Source organism: Blastococcus sp. TF02-09 (assembly GCF_003319105.1).
GTDB lineage: Bacteria > Actinomycetota > Actinomycetes > Mycobacteriales > Geodermatophilaceae > Blastococcus.
On sequence record NZ_QOHH01000008.1, the window covers coordinates 64,866 to 86,316 of the forward strand.

At 74.9% G+C, this 21,451-nt stretch carries 22 protein-coding genes; 16 read left to right on the forward strand and 6 right to left on the reverse strand.

The annotated features are described in order from the left end of the window. Nucleotides 1-3: 3 nt before the first annotated feature. Both DQ239_RS13255 and DQ239_RS13260 read right to left on the reverse strand, forming a co-directional pair. A complete protein-coding gene (locus DQ239_RS13255; RefSeq protein ID WP_233489183.1) occupies nt 4-1,740 on the reverse strand; it encodes an ATP-dependent DNA helicase RecQ in 1,737 nt (578 codons plus the stop codon). A 133-nt stretch (nt 1,741-1,873) separates the two neighbouring features. After that, nucleotides 1,874-3,091 (reverse strand): DUF2786 domain-containing protein, encoded by a 1,218-nt coding sequence (locus tag DQ239_RS13260; RefSeq protein ID WP_113834892.1) that lies wholly within the window; start codon nt 3,089-3,091, stop codon nt 1,874-1,876. A gap of 88 nt (nt 3,092-3,179) precedes the next feature. On the opposite strand from DQ239_RS13260, the gene DQ239_RS13265 reads away from it, so the two are divergent. The 14 genes from DQ239_RS13265 (at nt 3,180) to DQ239_RS13330 (ending at nt 16,834) form a co-directional block, all read left to right on the forward strand. Then, nucleotides 3,180-3,575: a TOBE domain-containing protein gene (locus DQ239_RS13265; RefSeq protein WP_113834893.1), complete on the forward strand. Its 396-nt coding sequence runs from the start codon at nt 3,180-3,182 to the stop codon at nt 3,573-3,575. Nucleotides 3,576-3,626: 51 nt separating this feature from the next. Continuing rightward, nucleotides 3,627-4,400, forward strand: coding sequence for a molybdate ABC transporter substrate-binding protein (gene modA / locus DQ239_RS13270; protein ID WP_113834894.1), 774 nt, complete (start codon nt 3,627-3,629; stop codon nt 4,398-4,400). Beyond that, nucleotides 4,397-5,197: an ABC transporter permease gene (locus tag DQ239_RS13275; RefSeq protein WP_113834895.1), complete on the forward strand. Its 801-nt coding sequence runs from the start codon at nt 4,397-4,399 to the stop codon at nt 5,195-5,197. The genes modA and DQ239_RS13275 overlap by 4 nt, the downstream gene beginning before the upstream one ends. Next, nucleotides 5,194-6,240 (forward strand): ABC transporter ATP-binding protein, encoded by a 1,047-nt coding sequence (locus DQ239_RS13280; protein ID WP_113834896.1) that lies wholly within the window; start codon nt 5,194-5,196, stop codon nt 6,238-6,240. Before DQ239_RS13275 ends, DQ239_RS13280 begins: the two co-directional genes overlap by 4 nt. Nucleotides 6,241-6,253: 13 nt before the next feature. Then, nucleotides 6,254-6,832, forward strand: coding sequence for a nucleotidyltransferase family protein (locus DQ239_RS13285; protein WP_113835041.1), 579 nt, complete (start codon nt 6,254-6,256; stop codon nt 6,830-6,832). Further along, complete coding sequence (locus DQ239_RS13290) at nt 6,829-7,239, forward strand: molybdenum cofactor biosynthesis protein MoaE (RefSeq protein ID WP_113834897.1); 411 nt, start codon at nt 6,829-6,831, stop codon at nt 7,237-7,239. The genes DQ239_RS13285 and DQ239_RS13290 overlap by 4 nt, the downstream gene beginning before the upstream one ends. Before the next feature lie 18 nt (nt 7,240-7,257). Next, complete coding sequence (locus DQ239_RS13295) at nt 7,258-8,136, forward strand: MoxR family ATPase (RefSeq protein WP_113834898.1); 879 nt, start codon at nt 7,258-7,260, stop codon at nt 8,134-8,136. Next, a complete protein-coding gene (locus tag DQ239_RS13300; RefSeq protein ID WP_233489186.1) occupies nt 8,129-9,238 on the forward strand; it encodes a VWA domain-containing protein in 1,110 nt (369 codons plus the stop codon). Before DQ239_RS13295 ends, DQ239_RS13300 begins: the two co-directional genes overlap by 8 nt. Before the next feature lie 17 nt (nt 9,239-9,255). Continuing rightward, nucleotides 9,256-10,377 (forward strand): XdhC/CoxI family protein, encoded by a 1,122-nt coding sequence (locus tag DQ239_RS13305; protein ID WP_113834899.1) that lies wholly within the window; start codon nt 9,256-9,258, stop codon nt 10,375-10,377. Between the two features lie 94 nt (nt 10,378-10,471). Beyond that, nucleotides 10,472-10,969 (forward strand): (2Fe-2S)-binding protein, encoded by a 498-nt coding sequence (locus DQ239_RS13310; protein ID WP_113834900.1) that lies wholly within the window; start codon nt 10,472-10,474, stop codon nt 10,967-10,969. Next, complete coding sequence (locus tag DQ239_RS13315; RefSeq protein WP_113834901.1) at nt 10,966-13,461, forward strand: molybdopterin cofactor-binding domain-containing protein; 2,496 nt, start codon at nt 10,966-10,968, stop codon at nt 13,459-13,461. Before DQ239_RS13310 ends, DQ239_RS13315 begins: the two co-directional genes overlap by 4 nt. After that, the gene (locus DQ239_RS13320; RefSeq protein WP_113834902.1) at nt 13,458-14,321 is read left to right on the forward strand and encodes a xanthine dehydrogenase family protein subunit M; all 864 of its coding nucleotides are present in this window, start codon (nt 13,458-13,460) and stop codon (nt 14,319-14,321) included. The genes DQ239_RS13315 and DQ239_RS13320 overlap by 4 nt, the downstream gene beginning before the upstream one ends. Nucleotides 14,322-14,329: 8 nt before the next feature. Continuing rightward, a complete protein-coding gene (locus DQ239_RS13325) occupies nt 14,330-15,085 on the forward strand; it encodes an SRPBCC family protein (RefSeq protein WP_113834903.1) in 756 nt (251 codons plus the stop codon). Nucleotides 15,086-15,223: 138 nt separating this feature from the next. Continuing rightward, entirely contained in the window at nt 15,224-16,834 is a 1,611-nt protein-coding gene (locus DQ239_RS13330) for a SpoIIE family protein phosphatase (protein ID WP_113834904.1), read from the forward strand. Here DQ239_RS13330 and DQ239_RS13335 read toward each other — a convergent pair. Genes DQ239_RS13335 through moaA form a run of 4 tightly spaced genes read right to left on the reverse strand, consistent with a single transcriptional unit; the run spans nt 16,746 to nt 18,896 of the window. Further along, on the reverse strand, nt 16,746-17,348 hold the full coding sequence (locus DQ239_RS13335; RefSeq protein WP_199582984.1) for a GAF domain-containing protein: 603 nt from the start codon (nt 17,346-17,348) through the stop codon (nt 16,746-16,748). The genes DQ239_RS13330 and DQ239_RS13335 overlap by 89 nt on opposite strands. Before the next feature lie 51 nt (nt 17,349-17,399). After that, complete coding sequence (locus tag DQ239_RS13340; protein ID WP_113834905.1) at nt 17,400-17,594, reverse strand: hypothetical protein; 195 nt, start codon at nt 17,592-17,594, stop codon at nt 17,400-17,402. 4 nt (nt 17,595-17,598) lie between these two features. Continuing rightward, on the reverse strand, nt 17,599-17,838 hold the full coding sequence (locus tag DQ239_RS13345; RefSeq protein WP_113834906.1) for a MoaD/ThiS family protein: 240 nt from the start codon (nt 17,836-17,838) through the stop codon (nt 17,599-17,601). A gap of 2 nt (nt 17,839-17,840) precedes the next feature. Continuing rightward, entirely contained in the window at nt 17,841-18,896 is a 1,056-nt protein-coding gene (moaA, locus tag DQ239_RS13350; protein ID WP_199582986.1) for a GTP 3',8-cyclase MoaA, read from the reverse strand. 136 nt (nt 18,897-19,032) lie between these two features. On the opposite strand from moaA, the gene DQ239_RS13355 reads away from it, so the two are divergent. After that, nucleotides 19,033-20,286, forward strand: coding sequence for an MFS transporter (locus tag DQ239_RS13355; protein ID WP_113834907.1), 1,254 nt, complete (start codon nt 19,033-19,035; stop codon nt 20,284-20,286). 78 nt (nt 20,287-20,364) lie between these two features. Continuing rightward, nucleotides 20,365-21,207: an aldo/keto reductase gene (locus tag DQ239_RS13360; protein WP_113834908.1), complete on the forward strand. Its 843-nt coding sequence runs from the start codon at nt 20,365-20,367 to the stop codon at nt 21,205-21,207. Nucleotides 21,208-21,451 lie beyond the last annotated feature (244 nt).

Sequence of the window (21,451 nt, forward strand, 5' to 3'; positions counted from 1 at the left end):
GGTTCAGCCGCGGACGCGCAGCAGGTCGTGGGCGGCGACGGCGGCCAGCGCCAGCGTCTTGTAGCCCACCTCGTCGAACAGCACGGTGACCCGGTCGTCCTCGACGCGCATGACCACGCCGTTGCCCCACTCGCTGTGCTCGACGGCGCTCTCCGTGGCGAACGGGACGCCGGGGTCGGCGGGGTCGGGCTGCTCGAGGGCGACGCCGCTGGAGCAGTTGTCGCAGTTGCCGCAGGGCTGGTCGAGCTGTTCGCCGAAGTAGCCGAGCAGGAACTGCCGGCGGCACTCGGTGGTCTCGGCGTAGCCGCGCATCATCTCCACGCGGCTCTGGTCGACCCGCTCCCGCTGCTCGGCCAGCTCGCGGGCCGCCGCGGCCGCCTCGCCGGGGCTGGGGGCGCCCTCAGCGGGGTGCGCGGCGCCGTCCTCGTCGAGGACGACGGCCTCGACCTGCTCGAGGAGGTTGAGGTCGCGGACCAGCGGGCTGGCGGCGCGGCCGGTCTCCTCGCGGAGGGCCTTCACGTCCACGCCGTCCTCCAGGCCTGCGGCGGGCGCGGCGGCCACGAGCCCGGCGACCTGCTGGAGCTCCTCCTCGGCCGGGGTGCCGGCCGCGAAGAAGCGGCGCAGCCCGAGGTCCTCCTGCCGGTAGACGAGCACCGCCAGCGCCGGCTCGCCGTCCCGGCCGGCCCGCCCGATCTCCTGGTAGTAGCTGTCGACCGAGTCGGCGGGCTCGGAGTGGATCACGAAGCGGGTGCCCGGCTTGTCGATGCCCATGCCGAAGGCCGTGGTGGCGACGACGACGTCGAGCTCGTCGTCCATCCACGCCCGCTGGGTCTCCTCGCGGTCGGCCTTGCTGAGCCCTGCGTGGTAGTGGCCGGCCCGCAGCCCGCGCTCGCGCAGCTCCGCGGCGATGCTCTCGGTGCCTTTGCGGGTGGCGCTGTAGACGATGCCCGGGCCCCGCCCCTCGCCGATCTCGGTCAGCACCCGGTCGAGCACGCCGAGCTCCTTGCCGCGGGCGTCGGCGTGGTGGTCCATCTCGAGGCGGATCTCGGGGCGGTCGAAGCCGGCCACGACGACCGCGGGCTCCCGCATGCCGAGCCGCTCGACGATCTCGGCGCGCACCGGCGGGGCGGCGGTGGCGGTGAGCGCCAGCACGGTGGGGGAGCCCAGCTGCTCGACGGCGTTGCCCAGCCGCAGGTAGTCGGGGCGGAAGTCGTGCCCCCACGCCGAGACGCAGTGCGCCTCGTCGACGACGAACAGCGCCGGGCGCGCGGCGGCCAGGGCGTCCACGACGTCGGGCTTGGCCAGCTGCTCGGGAGCGAGGAAGAGGAAGCGGACCGTTCCGTTCCCGACGCCGGCGAGCGCCTCGCGCTGGTCGGCGGCGGACATCGTCGAGTTCAGCTGGGCCGCCCGGCCGGCCTCCTCCTCGAGCTCGGTGAGCCGCTCGACCTGGTCGCGTTGGAGGGCGATCAGCGGCGACACGACGACGACCGGGCCGTCGAGCAGCTGCCCGGCGACCTGGTAGATCGCGGTCTTGCCGGCCCCTGAGGGCAGCACGGCGAGGGTGTCGCGGCCGCCGACGACGGCCTGCATCGCCTCCTCCTGGCCGGGGCGGAAGCTGTCGTAGCCGAGCACCTCGCGGGCGATCCGGCGGATGCGGCGGGTGCGGACGGAGGCGGTCGCGCCGGCCGGGTTGTCGTCGGTGGCCCCGTCGGGGAGAGTCAGGGCGGAGGCGCGCGGCACCGGCTACGTCTCCCCTCGACGGAAGATCGACAAACCGATCCATGGGCGAGCCGGAACAGAGCCGGGTGGATCCCTTGCTTCGTGGCGGCGGCGGGCGCCTCGACGTTCCCGCGGGAACGCCTCGGGCCGCGGATCAGGTCAGCGGCGAGCGGCGCGGCCCGACGTCGGCCCGCTCGGCCGCGCTCCGTCCGGCGATCCAGCCGCCCGCGTCGACCGAGGCGCGGCTGCGGCTGGTGCGGAGCCTGGGGAACAGCTCGGCCACCGCGGCGTCGACGGCCTCGCGCCGCGACCGCAGCACCGGCAGCAGGTCCAGCTCCCGCTCGGCAGCGGCCTCGGCGGTGGCGCGGCGGCGGGCGTCCTGCAACCGCTCGCCGATGCGGTGCGCGTAGCCGAGCAGGAACGCGCGGCGAAACGCGCGCGGCGAGGAGTGCCGACCGGTGTGCCGCTCGGCGGCCGCCAGACCCTGCGCGACCTGCAGGAGCAGTGAGGTGAACAGCAGCTCGACCGCGTCGAGGTCCGCCCGCCCGCCGACGACCGTGGCGATGCCGAGGCCCTGGTACCAGACCAGCCGCACGTCGTTGGCCTCCGCGACCGCCCCCAGCAGCTGCACCTTGGCGCGCACGTACGGGTCCGCGACGTGCACCCGCCGGGTGCCGACGTCGGCGGGCGGGGCCGCGCCCTGCAGAACCGCGGCGTCGACCGCGTGCCGGGTCATGAGCTCCTGGGCCTTGGCGGTCAGCGCCTCGGCCTCCTCGGCGAACGCGGTGGACTCGGCCTTGGCCAGCAGTCCGCGGATGACCCGCAGCGCCCGGTCGTCCCCACCACCGGCGGGCCTGCCGGTGCGCACCCGGGCGGCGCCCCACCGCGACGGCGGCGGCACGAGCAGTTCGATGCGAGCGGTGCCGCGCAGCGTCCCGAGCAGCTGCAGCGCGATGCGCCACGCCTCGGCCGGCGAGCGGCGCTCCGACCGCTGCCACGCGGTCACCACCGTGCCGTGCCCGGACGGTTCCGCCTCCGCGGCGCCGAGCTCGCGCAGCTGGTCGACCCAGGTCTCGGGCGCCCGGTCGACGGCCGAGGTGCGGCGGGCGTGCTCCGCGATCAGCGCGACGGCCAGCGGCACCGACCCGGCGGTCGCGGTCCGGCGGGCGACGTGGGCGACGTCGGCCGGCTGCCAGCCGCGCTCCCAGGTCGCGTCCAGGGCGTCGAGCAGGGTCCGCGTGACCAGGCCGTCGGCGTCGAGAACGACCCCCTGTGCTGCGAGCGCGGCGGCCGTCTCCGTGGCGATGCCGGCGTCGGCGAGCGCGGACGCCCGGTGCCGGAGGAGGTCTGCGAGCCAGGCGTCGTCGATCACGTGGGCATGCTGCCCCGTCCAGCCGACGTCGCCGGTGCGCGGCTGTGGACGGCGGGGCGCCGTCCACAGCCGCGGCTAGGGTCGGGCCGTGGCCGCTCCCTACCGCATCGCCGAGGCCGCGGCGCTGCTCGGCGTCAGCGACGACACGGTGCGCCGTTGGATCGACAGCGGGCGGCTGCCGGCCTCGCGGGACGGCGCGGGCCCGGCCGTGGTGGACGGCGCCGACCTCGCCCGCGTCGCCACCGAGCTGCACGAGCCGCCGGCGCCCGGTACGACCCGGTCCTCCTCGGCGCGCAACCGGCTGACCGGCATCGTCACCCGCGTCGTGCGCGACACCGTGATGGCCCAGGTGGAGATCCAGGCCGGCCCCTTCCGCGTCGTCTCCCTCATGTCGCGCGAGGCGGCCGACGAGCTCGGGCTCGAGGTGGGGGCCCGCGCCGTCGCGACCGTCAAGGCCACCCAGGTCAGCGTCGACGTCCCCTGATCGGTCGCGGATCCGCACCTGCGGACCGGATGTGCGGCTAAGGTCCCGCGCATGCGTGTCGCTCGCCTGCTGACCGGTGCCGTGCTCGCCGTCGCCCTGACCTCGTGCGGGGCCGCGGACGGGAGCGAGGACGCCGCCGAGGGCCCGAGCGGCACGCTCACCGTCTTCGCCGCCGCCTCGCTCACCGACGTCTTCACCGAGCTCGGCGACCGGCTGGAGCAGGACAACCCCGGCCTCGACATCCGGTTCAACTTCGCCGGCAGCTCGGCGCTGGCCACCCAGATCGTCCAGGGCGCGCCCGCGGACCTGTTCGCCTCGGCCAACCCCCAGCAGATGGCCGTGGTCACCGATGCCGGGCTCGAGGCCGGCGAGCCCGTCGTCTTCACCGAGAACGTCCTGGAGATCGCGGTCCCGGCGGGCAACCCCGGCGGCGTGACCGGCCTGGCGGACTTCGCCGACCCCGATCTCGTGCTGTCCGTCTGCGCGGCCGCCGTCCCGTGCGGCGCCGCGGCCGCCGAGGTCTTCGAGGCGGCGGGCATCACCCCCGTGCCCGACACCGAGGAGGAGGACGTCCGCGCCGGGCTGACCAAGGTGCAGCTCGGTGAGGTGGACGCCGCGCTGGTCTACGCCTCCGACGTCCGTAGCGCCGGGCCCGACGTCGAGGGCATCCCCTTCCCCGAGGCGGAGCAGGCGATCAACGAGTACCCGCTCTGCGTCCTCGAGGACGCGCCGAACCCCGCCGCCGCGCAGGCCTTCGCCGACCTGGTGCTCTCTGACGAGGGGCGCGCGGCGCTGGCCGACGCGGGCTTCCGGCCGTCCTCGTGAGCCGCCCGGGCGCCGGGCGTGTCCCCCTGCCCCTGGCCGTCCCCGCCGCGCTGGCCGTCGCGTTCCTGGTCCTGCCGCTGGTCGGGTTGCTGGTGCGGGCGCCGTGGTCGTCGCTGGGGGAGCAGCTCACCGCGCCCGGGGTCGGTCAGGCCCTGCGCCTCAGCCTGCTCTCGGCGACCGCGGCCACCGCCGTCTCGCTGGTGCTCGGGGTGCCGCTCGCCTGGGTGCTCGCCCGCTCCCGCATCCGCGGCCGCACCGTGCTGCGCGCGCTGGTGACCGTCCCGCTGGTGCTGCCGCCGGTCGTGGGCGGCGTCGCGCTGTTCCTGGTGCTCGGCCGGCAAGGGATCGTCGGCTCCTGGCTGGAGGACGCCTTCGGCATCACCGTCCCGTTCACGACGGCCGCGGTCGTCGTCGCGCAGACCTTCGTCGCCATGCCGTTCCTCGTGGTCAGCGTGGAGGGCGCGCTGCGCGCCGCCGACGCCCGGTTCGAGGACGTCGCCGCGACGCTCGGCGCCGACCGGTGGACGACGTTCCGCCGCGTCACCCTGCCGCTGGTCGCGCCGGGCGTGGCCGCGGGCGCGGTGCTCTGCTGGGCGCGGGCGCTGGGGGAGTTCGGGGCCACCATCACCTTCGCCGGCAACTTCCCGGGAACAACGCAGACGATGCCGACGGCGGTCTACCTGGCGCTGCAGAGCGAGCCCGAGGCCGCCGTCGTCCTGTCGCTGGTGCTGTTGGCCGTCTCGCTCGCCACGCTCCTGCTGCTGCGCGACCGCTGGCTGGGCCGGGCCACGCCGTGACGCTCTCCGCGCAGATGGCGGTGCAGCGCGGGTCACTGGCGCTGGACGTCGCCGTCGAGGTGGCCGACGGCGAGGTGCTCGCCGTCCTCGGGCCCAACGGTGCGGGCAAGTCGACGCTGCTGCGCGTGCTGGCCGGGTTGCTGCCGGCCGACGCGGGCCGGGTAGCCGTCGACGGCACGACCTGGGACGACGACGGCGTCCACCTGCCACCGCACCGCCGCCCGCTCGGCATGGTCTTCCAGGACGCACTGCTGTTCCCCCACCTCAGCGTGGCCGAGAACGTCGCGTTCGGGCTGCGCACCCGCGGGCATGGCCGGACGGCGGCGCGCGCGGCCGCCGACGGCTGGCTGGCCCGCGTCGGCCTGGACGGGCTGGGCGGACGGCGCCCGGCGGAGCTGTCCGGCGGGCAGGCGCAGCGGGCGGCGCTGGCGCGGGCGCTGGTGGGCGACCCGGCGCTGCTGCTGCTCGACGAGCCGCTCTCCGCGCTGGACGCCCGCACCCGGCTCACGGTGCGGGCCGAGCTGCGCCGGCACCTGGCCGAGTTCGCCGGCAGCACGGTGCTGGTCACCCACGACCCGGTCGACGCGATGGCGTTGGCCGACCGCGTCGTCGTCGTCGAGGAGGGGCGCGTCGTGCAGACCGGGACGCCGACGGACGTGGGCCGGCGGCCGCGCACCGACTACGTGGCCCGGCTGGTGGGCGTCTCGCTGCTGCCGGGGGTCGGCGAGGGCCGGACCGTGCAGTTGGACGACGGCGGCGAGGTGGCGGTCGCCGAGGAGGTCACCGGGCCGGTCTTCGCGGCGGTGCGGCCGGAGTCGGTCGCGCTGTTCCTGGCCCGGCCGGTGGGCAGCCCCCGCAACGTCTGGCCGCTGCGGCTCGCCGGCGCCGTCCCGCACGGGACGACGGTGCGCTGCGAGCTCGCCGGCGCGGTGCCGCTGGTCGCCGACGTGACCGCCACTGCCTTCGCCGAGCTCGGTCTCGCGCCCGGCAGCGAGGTGTGGGCGGCGGTGAAGGCCTCCGAGGTCGCCGTCTACGCCCGCTGAGAGAGTGGACGGCATGACCTGCGCAGCCGTCGTCCTCGCCGCCGGGGGCGGCCGCCGCTACGGGATGCCCAAGGCGCTGGTCGAGTACGAGGGCAGCCTGCTGGTCGAGCGGGCGGTGCGGACGGCGCGGGCGGCCTGCGACGTCGTGCTCGTCGTCCTCGGTGCGCAGGCGGTCGACGTGTGGCGCGCCGCGGACCTCTCCGGCGCCACCGTGCTGGCCAACAAGGACTGGGAGACCGGGATGGCCTCCTCGCTGCGCACCGGGCTCGACGGCTTGCGGGGGTTCCCCGGCACCGTCGACGCCGCCCTAGTCACGCTCGTGGACATGCCCGGCATGACGGCGTCCGCGCTGCGGGCGGTCGCCGCGCACGCCGCTCCCGACGCCCTCGCCGTCGCCACCTACGACGGCGTCCGCGCGCACCCCGTGCTGCTCGGCCGCGACCACTGGGCGGGGGTGAGCGCGACGGCGACCGGCGACGAGGGGGCGCGCCGGTACCTGGCGGAGCGGGACGTCGTCGAGGTCGACTGCACCGGCCTGGCGGATCCGGCCGACCTCGACGTGCCCCCGCCGGGGGTACCGTCGCTGCCGTGATCGCCCGGGTCGTCGACGAGCCGCTGTCCGTCGCCGAGCACGAGGACGCCGTGGCGGACAAGGCAGCCGGCGCCGTCGTCAGCTTCGCCGGGGTCGTCCGCGACCACGACGGCGGCCGCGGGGTGACCGAGCTGGAGTACGTCGGCCACCCCACCGCCGCCGACGTGCTGGCCGAGATCGCCGCGGAGTTCGCCGCGCGCGAGGACGTGCACGCCGTCGCCGTCAGCCATCGGATCGGCCTGCTCGGCATCGGCGACGTGGCGCTGGCGTGCGCGGTCAGCTCCTCGCACCGGGCCGCGGCGTTCGCCGCCTGCGCTCACCTCGTCGACGAGGTGAAGGAGCGGCTGCCCATCTGGAAGCGGCAGGTGTTCACCGACGGCGAGGAGGAGTGGGTCGCCTGCCCGTGACGGTGGGATGCTTCCGGCGTGACCCACCTCACCAGCCCGGATGAGCTCGCGGCCGCCCTCGAGGGCACCGGCTACCTGCCCGACGAGGGGCTGGCCACCGCCGCCTACCTGGCGCTGACGATGCACCGGCCGCTCTTCCTCGAGGGCGAGGCCGGCGTCGGCAAGACCGCGCTGGCGCACGCGCTCGCCGAGGTCACCGGCCGGCCCATCTACCGGCTGCAGTGCTACGAGGGGCTGGAGGCCAGCCAGGCGCTCTACGACTGGGACTTCGGCCGCCAGCTCCTGCACCTGCGCGCCGCCGAGGCCGCGCACGCCGCCGACGACCCGGGTGCCCTGGAGGCCTCGCTCTACGACCGGCGCTTCCTGCTCGCCCGCCCGCTGCTGCAGGCGCTGGAGGACTCGCCGTCGGTGCTGCTGATCGACGAGATCGACCGGGCCGACGACGAGTTCGAGGCGTTCCTGCTCGAGGTTCTCTCCGACTTCACCATCTCCATCCCGGAGCTGGGCACCGTGCGCGCCACGACGCCGCCGCTGGTGGTGCTCACCTCCAACCGCACCCGCGAGGTGCACGACGCGCTCAAGCGGCGCTGCCTCTACCACTGGCTGGAGCACCCGGGCTTCGACCGCGAGGTGGCGATCCTCCGCCGCCGGCTGCCCGAGGTGACCGAGCGGCTGGCCGGCGAGGTGGCCCGGGCGACGGCCCGGCTGCGCACCCTGGACCTGCTCAAGCCGCCGGGGATCGCCGAGGCGATGGACTGGGCGACGGCGCTGCACACCCTCGGCGCCCGCGAGCTCGACCCGGACACCGCCGCCCGCACGCTGGGCGCGGTGCTCAAGTACCGGGAGGACACCGAGCGGGTGCGGCAGCAGGTGGGCTCGGTGCTCTCCGGTGGCTGACACCCGCGACGTCGTCGACAGCGTGCTGGGGTTCGCGCGCACGCTGCGGGCGGCCGGGGTGGCGGCGTCCCCGGACCGGGTCGAGGCGATGCTCGCCGCGCTGGGCGCGCTGGAGGTCCTCGACCCGGGCCACGTGTACTGGGCGGGCCGGCTGACCCTGTGCTCGGGCCCGGACGACCTGGACCGCTACGACGCCGCCTTCTCCGCCTGGTTCGGCGGCGAGCTGCCCCGCGCCCCGCGGCGCACGCCGCCCCCGCGCCCGGTGGTCTCCGCGATGGCGCCGCTGGACGCCGGATCCGGGGACGGCGCCGAGCCCGGGGCCCAGGAGCTCGCCGTCCGGGCCAGCGAGGCGGAGGTGCTGCGCCACCGCGACGTCTCCCAGCTCGGCCCGGCGGAGCTGGAGCACCTGCGCCGGCTGTTCGCCGTGCTCCGGCCGGCCGCACCGATGCGCCCCTCGCGCCGCCGACGGGCCAGCCCGGCCGGCGCCGTCCACCCCGCCCGCACGGTGCGCCGGGCGCTGCGCGACGGCGGCGAGGTGACCCGGCTGCTGCACCGGCGCGCCGCGCCGCGCGCCCGTCGCGTCGTCCTCCTCGTCGACGTGTCCGGCTCGATGAGCCCGTACGCCGACGCGCTGCTGCGGTTCGCCCACGTGGCCGTGCGGTCCCGGCCGGCCTCGACCGAGGTGTTCACCGTGGGCACCCGGCTGACGCGGGTGACCCGCGAGCTGCGGCTGCGCGACCCCGACCGGGCGCTGGCCGCCGGTGGGTCGGCGATCCCGGACTGGTCGGGCGGCACCCGGCTCGGCGAGGTGCTCAAGGCGTTCCTGGACCGCTGGGGGCAGCGCGGCACCGCCCGCGGCGCCGTCGTCGTCGTGTGCAGCGACGGGTGGGAGCGCGGCGGCACCGAGGTGCTCGCCGAGCAGATGGCGCGGCTGCACCGGCTCGCGCACGCGGTGGTGTGGGTCAATCCGCACAAGGGGCGGCCGGGCTACGAGCCGCTGGCCGCAGGCATGCAGGCGGCGCTGCCCTCGGTCGACCACTTCGTCGCCGGGCACAGCATGGCCGCGTTCCAGGAGCTGACAGAGCTGATCCAGCATGCCTGAGCGGGAGGTGGACAGCGATGCGTGACGTCCTCGACGAACTGGTCGGCTGGTGGCAGGCGGGGGAGACGATCGGGGTGGGCACGGTGGTGGCCACCTGGCGCTCCGCCCCGCGGCCGGCCGGGGCCGCCATGCTCGTCGGCCCGGACGGGACGGCGGTGGGCAGCGTCTCCGGCGGCTGCGTCGAGGGCGCGGTCTACGAGGAGGCGCAGGACGCCGTCGGCTCCGGGGAGCCCACGCTGCGGCGCTACGGCGTCAGCGACGACGACGCGTCCGCCGTCGGGCTGACCTGCGGCGGGATCCTGGACGTGTTCGTCGAGCCGGTCTCGCGGGAGTCGTTCCCCGAGCTGGGCGAGGTCAAGGAGTCGGTCGACCGGCACGAACCGGTCGCCGTCGTCACCTGCGTGGCCGGCCCGGACGACCGGCTCGGCCGCCGCCTCGTCGTCTGGCCGGACCGGACCTCGGGCACGTTCGGCACGCAGCGGCTGGACGACGCCGTCGCCGCGGACGCCCGCGGGATGCTCGCCGCCGGGCGCACCGGGATGCTGCACGTCGGCCACGACGGCGAGCGCCGAGGCGACGACCTGGAGCTGTTCGTCAACGCCTTCGCCCCGCGAGCGCGGATGGTGGTCTTCGGCGCGATCGACTTCGCCGCGGCCGTCGCGCGGGTCGGGTCGTTCCTCGGCTACCGCGTCACGGTGTGCGACGCGCGGCCGGTGTTCGCGACGCCGCGGCGCTTCCCCGAGGCCGACGAGGTCGTCGTGGAGTGGCCGCACCGGTACCTGCGGGGCGAGGTGGACGGCGGGCGGATCGACGAGCGCACCGTGCTGTGCGTGCTCACCCACGACCCGAAGTTCGACGTCCCGCTGCTCGAGGTCGCCCTGCGCCTGCCGGTGGCCTACGTCGGTGCCATGGGCTCCCGCCGCACGCACGACGAGCGCCGGCAGCGGCTGGCCGAGGCGGGACTGACCGAAACGGAGCTCGCCCGGCTGTCCTCGCCGATCGGGCTGGACCTGGGCGCCCGCACCCCCGAGGAGACCGCGGTGTCCATCGCGGCGGAGATCATCGCGGGCCGCTGGGGCGGCTCCGGAGAGCGGCTGGCCGGCACGGAGGGGCCGATCCACCGCACCGCCGACCGCTGACGACGACCCCGGCGCAGCTAAGTGTGGCCTAAGTCACTTCCCATGCGTAAGACTCCGCTCCAGGTGACCGAGCAGTGGCCAGAGCGGAGGACCCGTGACCCAGATATCGGTGCGCGTCGACGGCGTGACCTACACGGACGAGGTCGAACCCAGGACCCTCCTGGTCCACCACCTGCGAGAACGGCTCGGCAAGGTCGGCACCGTCGTCGGCTGCGACACGAGCAACTGCGGGGCCTGCACGGTGCACCGCGACGGCGAGGCGGTGAAGAGCTGCACGGTGCTGGCGGTCCAGGCCGACGGCAGCGAGGTCACCACCATCGAGGGCATCGCGCAGAACGGCTCCCTGCACCCCATGCAGAAGGCCTTCCACGAGATGCACGGCCTCCAGTGCGGCTACTGCACCCCCGGGATGATCATGGCCTCGATCGACCTGGTCGCCGACAACCCGGATCCGAGCGAGCACGAGGTGCGCGAGGGCATCGAGGGCAACCTCTGCCGCTGCACCGGCTACCAGAACATCGTCCGCGCCGTGCAGCAGGCCGCTGCCGAGATGCGCGGCAGCACCCCGGACACCCTGGGAGCGCAGGCATGACCGCCGTGGAGGACCGCCCGGCCACCGCGGGCCCGGCCAAGGAGGTCGGCCAGGCGCGCCGGCGCAAGGAGGACGCCCGGCTGATCACCGGGAAGACCACCTGGACCGACAACCTGGTCCTGCCGGGGATGCTGCACCTGGCCGTCGTCCGCAGCCCGTTCGCGCACGCCAAGATCCTCGCCGTCGACGTCGAGGCCGCCCGCTCGGCGCCGAACGTCGTCGCCGTCCTCACCGGGCAGGACTTCAAGGAGGAGCAGGGCTCCATCCCGTGCGCCTGGCCGGTGACGCCCGACATGGTCAACCCGGGGCACCCGTCGGTCGCCGTCGAGGAGGTCAACCACGTCGGCGAGGCGGTCGCGGTGATCGTGGCGCGCAGCAAGGCCGCCGCGCAGGACGCCGTCGAGCTCGTCGACGTCGACTACCACCCGCTGCCCGTCGTCGTCGACATGGAGCGGGCGACCGGGGCGAACCCCGACCTCTGCCACGACCACCTGGACACGAACGAGAGCTTCCGGTGGATCTTCGACGCCGGCGAGGCCGGCACGGGCCAGAACACCGACGAGGCGTTCGCCGCCGCGGACGTGGTCGTGCGCCGGCGGTTCGTCCAGCAGCGGCTCATCCCGGCGTTCATGGAGCCGCGGGCGACCGTCGTCCAGCCGCAGGGCGACGGCTACACGATGTGGTCCTCCACCCAGGTGCCGCACATCCTGCGGATCATGCTGGCGATGATCACCGGGGTGCCGGAGCACAAGCTGCGGGTCATCGCGCCCGACGTCGGCGGCGGCTTCGGTGGGAAGCTGCAGGTGACGCCGGAGGAGGTGCTCACCCTCCTGGTGGCCCGCAAGCTCGGGAAGCCGGTCAAGTGGACCGAGACCCGCAGCGAGTCGCTGATGAGCGCCCACCACGGCCGCGACCAGATCCAGCACATCGAGATCGCGGCCGACCGCGAGGGCAACGTGAAGGGCCTGAAGGTCCACCTCCTCGCGGACATGGGCGCCTACCTGCGGCTGGTCAGCCCCGGGGTCCCGATCCTCGGCGCGTTCATGTTCCCGGGGATCTACAAGTTCCCGGCCTACCGCTTCGACTGCCAGGGCGTCTTCACCAACAAGACGCCCACCGACGCCTACCGCGGCGCCGGCCGCCCCGAGGCGACCTTCGCCATCGAGCGGATCATGGACGAGCTCGCCGTCGAGCTGGACATGGACCCGCTCGAGCTGCGCCGCAAGAACTGGATCGGCGCCCAGGAGTTCCCGTTCACCACGGTGGCCGGGCTCGAGTACGACAGCGGCGACTACGACGAGGCAACCCGCCAGGCGCTGGAGCTGCTCGGCTACGACGAGCTGCGCGCGGAGCAGCAGCGCCGGCGCGAGACGAACGACCCCGTCCAGCTCGGCATCGGCTTCTCCACCTTCACCGAGATGTGCGGCCTGGCGCCGTCCCGCGTGCTCGGCTCGCACCCCTACGGCGCGGGCGGCTGGGAGCACGCCTCGATCCGGATGCTGCCCACCGGCAAGGTCGAGGTGGTCACCGGCTCGACGCCGCACGGGCAGGGCCACGAGACGGCGTGGAGCCAGCTGGTCGCGGACGAGCTGGGCGTCCCCTTCGAGGACGTCGAGGTGCTGCACGGCGACACCGCGATCTCCGCGCGCGGCCTGGACACCTACGGCTCCCGGTCGCTCGTCGTCGGTGGGGCCGCGGTGGTGAATGCGGCGCAGAAGGTGGTGGCCAAGGCACGCACGGTCGCGGCCCACCTGCTGGAGGCCAGCGAGGAGGACCTGCAGTTCGAGGGCGGGACCTTCTCCGTGCGCGGCACCCCGGGCACGGGCGTCTCCATCCAGGAGCTGGCGCTGGCCACCTTCGCGGCGCACAACTTCCCCGAGGGCGTGGAGCCCTCGCTGGACGCCGACGCGACCTTCGACCCGGTCAACTTCTCCTTCCCCCACGGCACGCACGTCTGCGCCATGGAGGTCGACACCGAGACCGGCAGGGTGTCGATCCGCAAGTACGCCTGCGTCGACGACGTCGGGAAGATCGTCAATCCGCTGATCGTCGAGGGCCAGGTGCACGGTGGCCTGGCGCAGGGCATCGCGCAGGCGCTGTACGAGGAGGCCGTCTACGACGCCGACGGCAACCTCACCACCGGCACCTTCGTCGACTACCTGGTGCCGTCCGCCGCCGACCTGCCGCACTTCGACACCGCCAACACGGTGCACGAGGCGCCGGGCAACCCGATCGGCGCCAAGGGGGTCGGCGAGGCCGGGTGCATCGCCTCGACACCGGCGGTCGTCAACGCCGCGCTCGACGCGGTCCGCCACCTCGGGGTCTCCGACATCCTCATGCCGCTCACCCCCGAACGCGTCTGGCGGGCAATCCACCAGGGCGGGGACGGCGGGGACCGGGCGACCGCCGGCACCAACGCCTACGGCGGCGCGCAGACCGAGACCACCACCGGCGTCTCGACGCCGGAGTCCAGCCTGGGAGGCGACCGATGATCCCCGCGGCCTTCGAGTACGTCCGTCCCAGCACCGTCGACGAGGCGCTCCGGGCGCTGGCCGACGGCGGCGAGGACGCCAAGATCCTCGCCGGGGGGCAGTCGCTGATCCCGGTCATGCGGCTGCGCCTGGCGGCGCCGTCCACAGTCGTGGACCTCACCCGGGTCTCCGAGCTGCGCGGTGTCCGGGAGGACGGCGACGCGCTGGTGATCGGCGCGATGACCACCCACTCGGACGTCGTCAGCGACCCGCTGATCGCCCAGCACGCGCCGCTGATCGCGCAGGCCACCGAGACGGTCGCCGACCGCCAGGTGCGCCACCGCGGGACCTTCGGCGGGGCGCTCGCCCACGCCGACCCGGCCGGTGACCTGCCGGCGGTGGCGCTCGCCCTGGACGCGGAGTTCGTCCTGGCCGGGGCGGGCGGCCGCCGCACCGTGCCGGCGCGGGAGTTCTTCGTCGACTACCTGACCACCGCGCTGGCCGAGGACGAGATCCTGGTCGAGGTGCGGGTGCCGAAGCTGGCCGGCCAGTGGGGGATGCACTACGAGAAGTTCAACCGGGTGGCGCAGGCCTGGTCGATCGTGGCCGTCGCGGCAGCGGTGCGCCGCGAGGACGGCCACATCGCCGAGGCCCGGATCGGCCTGACCAACATGGGGCCGACGCCGCTGCGGGCGACGGCGACCGAGCAGGCGCTGGCCGGTGCGACCGCGGGCGCCGACGCGATCGCCGGCGCGGCGGCGCACGCAGCGGAGGGCACCGCGCCCAGCGACGACCTCAACGCCAAGGCCGACTACCGCGAGCACCTGGCGCGGGTGCTCACCCGTCGCGCGGTCACCGCCGCGGCCGGGATCCAGGGTTAGGGTTTCACGTGCAACTGGAGAACTCCTTCACCGTTCCCGTGCCCGTCGACGAGGCGTGGCGGGTGCTGCTCGACATCGAACGCATCGCCCCGTGCATGCCCGGCGCCGCCCTCGACTCGGTCACCGGCGACGACTTCACCGGCCGGGTGAAGGTCAAGCTCGGCGTGATCACGCTGACCTACCAGGGCAAGGCGTCGTTCGTCGAGAAGGACGAGGTGGCGCGCAAGGCCGTCATCGACGCCCGCGGCCGGGACCAGCGGGGCAACGGCACGGCGTCGGCCGTCATCACGGCGACGCTGTCCGCCGACGGTGACGGCACGAAGGTCGACGTCCTCACCGACCTGAACATCACCGGGCGGCCGGCCCAGTTCGGGCGCGGCGTGATGACCGACGTCGGCAACAAGCTGCTGGGCCAGTTCGCCGACCGGCTGGCCGCCCAGCTCGGTGCCGGTGACGAGCAGCCCGCGACCGCCCCGGCGCCCGCGAGCGTGCTCGCATCCGCGACCGTCCCGGCGCCCGCCACCGTGCCGGCACCCGCGGTGTCCCCCGACGGGGCAGCGTCCCCGGAGCCGGCACCGGTGGCGACGGCCGTGGCGTCGGTGCCGTCGGTTCCCCGGCCGCTGCAGCGCCCGGCGGCCGATCCGGAGCCGATCAACCTGCTCGAGGTCGCCGGCGGCGCGGCGGCGAGCCGGTACGCGGGCCCGGCCGCGGGCGTCGTGCTGCTCCTGCTGCTGATCTTCCTGCTCGCCCGCCGCCGCCGCTGACCCGGACGCGCAGGGGCACGTCTTCGGCCCCGGTACTTGAGTGGGCACGACCCGGCGTGGCATAACTGATGTGCGACGTCTTCGTCGCGCTGCTCCGGGCGTCCGCGCGGCGGGCGGACGACGGGGGAGGGGCACGGCATGACGCTGCCGCACAGTGACAGCGTGCTGGCCTCGATGCCCATCGGCTTCATGGCCGTCGACGCCGACTGGACGATCACCCACCTCAACCCCGCCGCGGAGCCGATGCTGCTCGTCGCGGCGGAGGACCTGGTGGGGCGCAACTACTGGGACGCCTATCCGGCCAACCGCGGGGACGACAGCGAGTTCGGCCGCACCTATCGGCGCGCGATGGCCGAGCGGGTGAGATCCACGGTCGAGGCCTTCTACCCCGATCCGCTCAACCGCTGGTACCAGGTGGAGGCGGTGCCGATCGACGGCGGCCTGCACTTCTACTTCACCGACGTCACCGAACGACGGGTCGCCCAGGACCGCCTGGCGGTGCTCGAGAGCATCGGCGCCGAGCTGGGCGGCACGCTCGACCTGGACGCCGCCGTGGCCCGCATCCCGCGGCTGGTCGTGCCCCGGCTGGCCGAGGGGTGCCTGCTCACCGTCATCGACCCCGACGGTCGCCCCCGCGACGTCGGCTCCTGGCACGTCGACCCGGAGGCGCGGCGGCTGATCGAGCGGTACGCGGAGGTGCGGCTGGCCGACCTGCCGGCCGACGCGCCGCTCCTGCGGGCGCTGCGCGGCGGTGAGACGGTCTCCTTCTCCGGCGCCCAGGCGCTGGCATCACTGCCCGAGGGCGAGGCCCGTGAGATCTTCCTGGGCGTGGGCATCGGCCACGCCGTGACGCTGCCGCTCCAGGGGCACGGGCGGGTGGTCGGCGCCCTGACGCTGCTCATGAGCCGGCCGGGTCCGCCGAGCGAGGCGGACCTGGGCACGGCCCACCAGGTGGCCGACCGCATCGGGCTGGTGCTGGACAACGCCCGGCTGTTCGACGAGCAGCGCCAGCTCGCTGAGGGGCTGCAGCGCAGCCTGCTCACCGCGCCGCTGCAGCCGGACTACGCCGAGATCGTGGTCCGGTACACGCCGGCCGCGGAGGCCGCCCGGGTGGGCGGCGACTGGTACGACGCGTTCGTGCAGCCGTCCGGGGCCACGATGCTGGTCATCGGCGACGTCGCCGGCCACGACACCGAGGCCGCGGCGACGATGGGCCAGCTCCGCGCGCTGCTCCGGGGCATCGCGACGTACAGCGACGGGCTGCCCGCGGCGGTGCTCAGCGGTCTGGACGGCGCGATGAGCCAGCTGCAGGTGGGCACCTACGCCACCGCGGCGGTCGCCCGCTTCGAGCAGGCCGGGGTGCCCGACGGCCTGACCCGGATGCGCTGGTCCAACGCCGGTCACCTGCCGCTGCTGGTCATCCACCCGGACGGGAACCTCGGCGAGCTCGGGCGGTGGCAGGGAGACCTGCTCCTCGGCGTGGACCCCGGCGCCGTGCGCCAGGAGTCCGTCGTCGACCTGGCCGCCGGGACGACGGTCCTGCTGTTCACCGACGGGCTCATCGAACGGCGCTCCAGCGACCTGGACGCCGGGATGGCGGCACTGCGCGACGCCGCCCTCGAGCTGGCCGACCGGCCGCTGGACGTGCTGTGCGACGAGATCATCGAGCGGCTGGTGAGCGGCCGCCCCGAGGACGACGTCGCGCTCGTCGCCATCCGGCTGCGCGGGCAGCCCGGGCGCAGCGACTAGCGCCCGCCGGCCAGCCCGTCGTCGTCGGGGGTCCGGGCAGGGGTGGCGGGTCCATCCCGGCGGCCATGAGGGTGCTGAGCAGGCGCGCGGCCGCCTCGACCACGCGCAACTCGCGTGCTGCGCTGCGCGGTCGGGCGCGGAACGCCACTCCGCAGAGCGTGCCGAACAGGCTGCCGTCGGCGCGCACGAGCGGCACCCCCACGTAGGCGGCCACATCGGCGATCGAGCCGGTGGTGCGGGAGGCGTACGCGGGGACGGCCGCCGTGACGGTGGCCAGCCGCGGTGCACGGCCCTCGGTCATCTCGCGGCAGAAGCTCTGGTCCCACGGCAGCTCCATGCCCGGGGAGACGGCGCCCTCGGGGTGAGCCAGGAGGATCACCTGCCGATCATCGACGACCTGGGTGACGAGCCAGACGTCCCACCCCACGTACCCGGCCAGGAAGCGCAGGGCTCCCTCGGCGGCCGAGCACCAGTCCGGCCACGGGGCGACGTCGTCGACGGCAGCCGGAACCATATCGGCACATTCCGCGCCGCCGTCCCCGGCGTCAACCACCTCGTGCGCCGGTCAGCGCGCGCCGGCGAGCCCGTCGTCGTCCCGGTTCTCCTCGCGCTCGAGCTGCTCCTCCTCGGCCTGCGCCTCCATCACGTGCGCCTCACCGGCGACCGTGGCGGCGGCGTCACCGTGGGACTCGCCGTAGACCTGCTCGGCGCGGCCCAGCAGTTCCTCGGCCTTCGCCTTGGCCTTGTCGAAGATGCTCATGCGCTCATCCTCCCGCGAACGGCGGCAGCACGTCGACGACGGACCCCGACGACAACCGCATCGAGCGGTCGCGGGTCTGCGTCCCGTCGACCAGGAACGAGCAGGCGGTCAGCACCCGGGCCATCCGCTCGCCGTGCGCGTCGACGATCTGGCCGACCAGCTGGTCGAGCGAGGCCGCCTCGCGGCTCTCGGTGTCGGTGCCGCTGGCGGCGCGGGCGCCGGCGAAGTACCGGACGGTGACCACGCCTAACCCCCGATGGCCGACATCGGCCGGGCCGGCTGCAGGAACGACGGGTCGTCGATGCCGTGCCCGGGCAGCTTGCCCAGCGTGGCGATCCGCCAGCGGTCGGCGATCTCCTGGTCCGTGGCGCCCTCGCGCAGCGGCGTCCGCAGGTCGGACTCCTCCCGGGCGAACAGGCAGTTGCGGATCTGCCCGTCGGCGGTGAGCCGCGTGCGGTCGCAGCTGCCGCAGAACGAGCGGGTGACCGACGCGATGACGCCGACGGTCGCCGGGCCGCCGTCGACCAGCCAGCGCTCGGCCGGCGCCGACCCGCGGGCCTCGGTGTCGGGCGTGAGGGTGTGCGCCGCCGACAGCCGCTCCAGGATGTCCTCGGCGGTGACCATCTCGCCGCGGGTCCAGGCGTGGTGGGCGTCCAGCGGCATCTGCTCGATGAACCGCAGCTGGTAGCCGTGCTCGAGGCAGAAGTCGAGGAGGGGGACGGCGTCTTCCTCGTTCATCCCGCGCAGCAGGACGGCGTTGACCTTGACCGGCGTCAGCCCGGCGCGCTGCGCGGCGGCCAGGCCGGCGAGGACGTCGTCGAAGCGGTCGCGGTGGGTGAGCTGCTTGAAGCGGTCGCGGTCGACGGTGTCCAGGCTGACGTTGATCCGGTCGAGACCGGCGGCGGCCAGCGCCGGCGCCACGCGGGACAGGCCGATGGCGTTGGTGGTGAGGCTGACCTCCGGGCGCGGCGTCAGCGCCGTGGCGCCGGCCACGATGCCGACGAGCCCGGGGCGCAGCAGCGGCTCGCCGCCGGTGAAGCGGACCTCCTCGATGCCGAGCTGCTCGACGCCGATCCGGACCAGCCGGACGACCTCCTCGTCGGTGAGCACCTCGACCTTGGGCAGCCAGTCCAGGCCCTCGGGCGGCATGCAGTAGGTGCAGCGGAGGTTGCAGCGGTCGGTCAGCGACACCCGCAGGTCGGTGGCGACCCGGCCGTGCCGGTCGACCAGACCTCCGCTGCCCGGGGTGGGGGCGGCGTCGGCGCGCCGGACCACCGGGTCGGGCAGTGCGGCGCCGGTCATGGCCCGAATGTAGCCGCGCGACCGGAATTGCGGTGCCGGCAGCGGTCCCGCCGCCGCTAGGCTCCCCCCGCCACCCGAGAGACCGGCGGAGCACTCGACCCGCACTCGCCCGTGGCCAGGAAGCGCGAGAAACGCCGTGTCACCCCGCACCCTCTTCGGCCCCTACCTGCGCCTGTTCGCCGTCCCGGGCGCCGCCTCCTTCTCCCTCGCCGGCTGGGTGGGCCGGCTGCCGGCCCCCATGCTGGGGCTGGGCGCCGTGCTGCTGGTGGAGAGCGAGACCGGCAGCTACGGCCTGGCCGGGGCCGTCTCCGGCACCCTCGCGCTGACCTACGCGCTGGCCGGCCCGCAGTGGGCGCGCGCCATGGACCGGCGCGGGCAGGGCCCCGTCCTGCGGATCGCGATGCTGGCCCTGGCCCTGTCCGGGATCGCCTTCGTCACCGCCGTCAGCGCCGGCGCCCCGCGGTGGAGCTGGTTCCTGCTCGCGGCGCTCACCGGCGCGGCCGCGCCCAACATCGGCTCGATGGTGCGGGCGCGCTGGTCGGCGCTGCTGGACCGCGACCGGCGGCAGACGGCCTTCGCGTTCGAGGCGGTCGCCGACGAGGTGGTGTTCGTCCTCGGGCCGCCCCTGGTCACCCTGCTCGCGACGCTGCTGGCCCCGCCGGTCGGCTTCCTGACCGGGATCGTCTTCGGCGTGGTGGGCGGGCTCTGGCTCGCCGGCCAGCGCGACACCGAGCCGCCGCTGCACCCGGTCGACTCCGCTGCGCCCCGCCGCCGGCGGGGTGTGGTCACGCCCGCGCTGCTCGTGGTCACCGTCACCTACCTCGCCGTGGGCGGGCTGTTCGGCGCCATCGACGTCGTGGTCATCGGGTTCGCGGAGGCGGAGGGCGCCCAGGCGCTGTCCGGCCTGGTGCTGGCGGTCTTCGCCGGCGGCAGCCTGGTCGCCGGGCTGGTCTACGGCCTGGCGCGGTTGCCCGGCACGCTGGCCGCGCGCTTCGTGGGGACGGCGGTCGCCTTCGGCCTGGCCGGCCAGCTGCTGTGGGGGGTGAGCTCGCTGCCGGTGCTGATCGGCTGCGGGTTCCTGGCCGGGCTCACCATCGCGCCCGTGCTCGTGTCGGGCACCTCGCTCGTCGAGTCCTGCGTCGCGCCGGGCGTGCTCACCGAGTCGCTGGCCTGGACGATCACCGGCCTCACGGTCGGCGTCACGGCGGGCTCCGCGATCGCCGGTGCGGCCGTCGACGCCTGGGGTGCGGAGCAGGCGTTCGCGGTCCCCGCCGTGGCCGCCGCGGTCGCGGGCCTGCTCTCGCTGCTCGGCGCGCCGCTGCTGCGGTCCCGCCCGACGGAGGCACCCGCCGTGCCCGGTCGTCGGGTTGACACGGGCGCGCAGGGGTAGGGCGCGGAACGGGCCGGTCACGCGCCTTCCGGCAGCGCGCAGCCGACGCGGCCCTCCCGATCACCGAAAGGAACCCTCGTGGCTTCTGCTGTGCCCACCATCGACTTGAACAACGGCGTCCAGATCCCGCAGCTGGGGTTCGGCGTCTACCAGGTCCCGCCCGAGGAGACCGCCGAGAAGGTCGCCACCGCGCTCGAGGTCGGCTACCGGCACATCGACACCGCCGAGATGTACGGCAACGAGAAGGGTGTCGGCGAGGCCGTCGCGCGTTCGGGCATCGACCGTGACGAGATCTTCGTGACCAGCAAGCTGAACAACGGCTTCCACCGTCGCGACGACGCCCTGCGCGCCTTCGACCGCACGCTGGCCGACCTCGGCTTCGACCACCTGGACCTGTTCCTGATCCACTGGCCGCTGCCGGGCATCGACGTCGACTTCGTCGAGACCTGGAAGGCGATGGAGGAGATCTACGCCTCCGGCCGGTGCCGCGCCATCGGCGTCTCCAACTTCAACGCCCACCACCTGCGCCGGCTGTTCGCCGAGACCGAGGTCCGGCCGGCGGTGAACCAGATCGAGGTGCACCCCTACCTGGCGCAGGACGACCTGCGGGCGTTCGACGCCGAGCACGAGATCGTGACCGAGGCCTGGTCGCCCATCGCCCAGGGCAAGGTGCTCGACGACCCCGCCATCACCGCCATCGCCGAGCGGCTCGGGCGCACCCCCGCGCAGGTGGTGCTGCGCTGGCACGTGCAGCGCGGCGACGTCGTCTTCCCGAAGTCGTCCTCGCGGCAGCGCATGGAGGAGAACTTCGCGCTGTTCGACTTCGAGCTGTCGACGTCGGACATGGCCGCGCTGACCGGGTTGGACCGCGGCGAGCGCACCGGCCCCGACCCGGACACGTTCAACTACGTCCCTGGCTGACCCCGGTTCCGGCTCGGCTCGTATGGTCCTGGCTCGCGTCCGATCGCGAGCCAGGACCAGGCCGCCCGATCACGGGGACGCCGGCCGCCGATGGCTCGTCGGATGACCTAGCGGCAGGGCATGATCGGCGTCCGGACCCGACGGCCGGACCGCCGGGCCGGGAAGAGCGGGGGCCGTCCTGCACGCCGTCCGCACCGCTCGGGGGCGCCGCGTCGCGCGGCTGCTGACGGCACTGGCCCTCGTG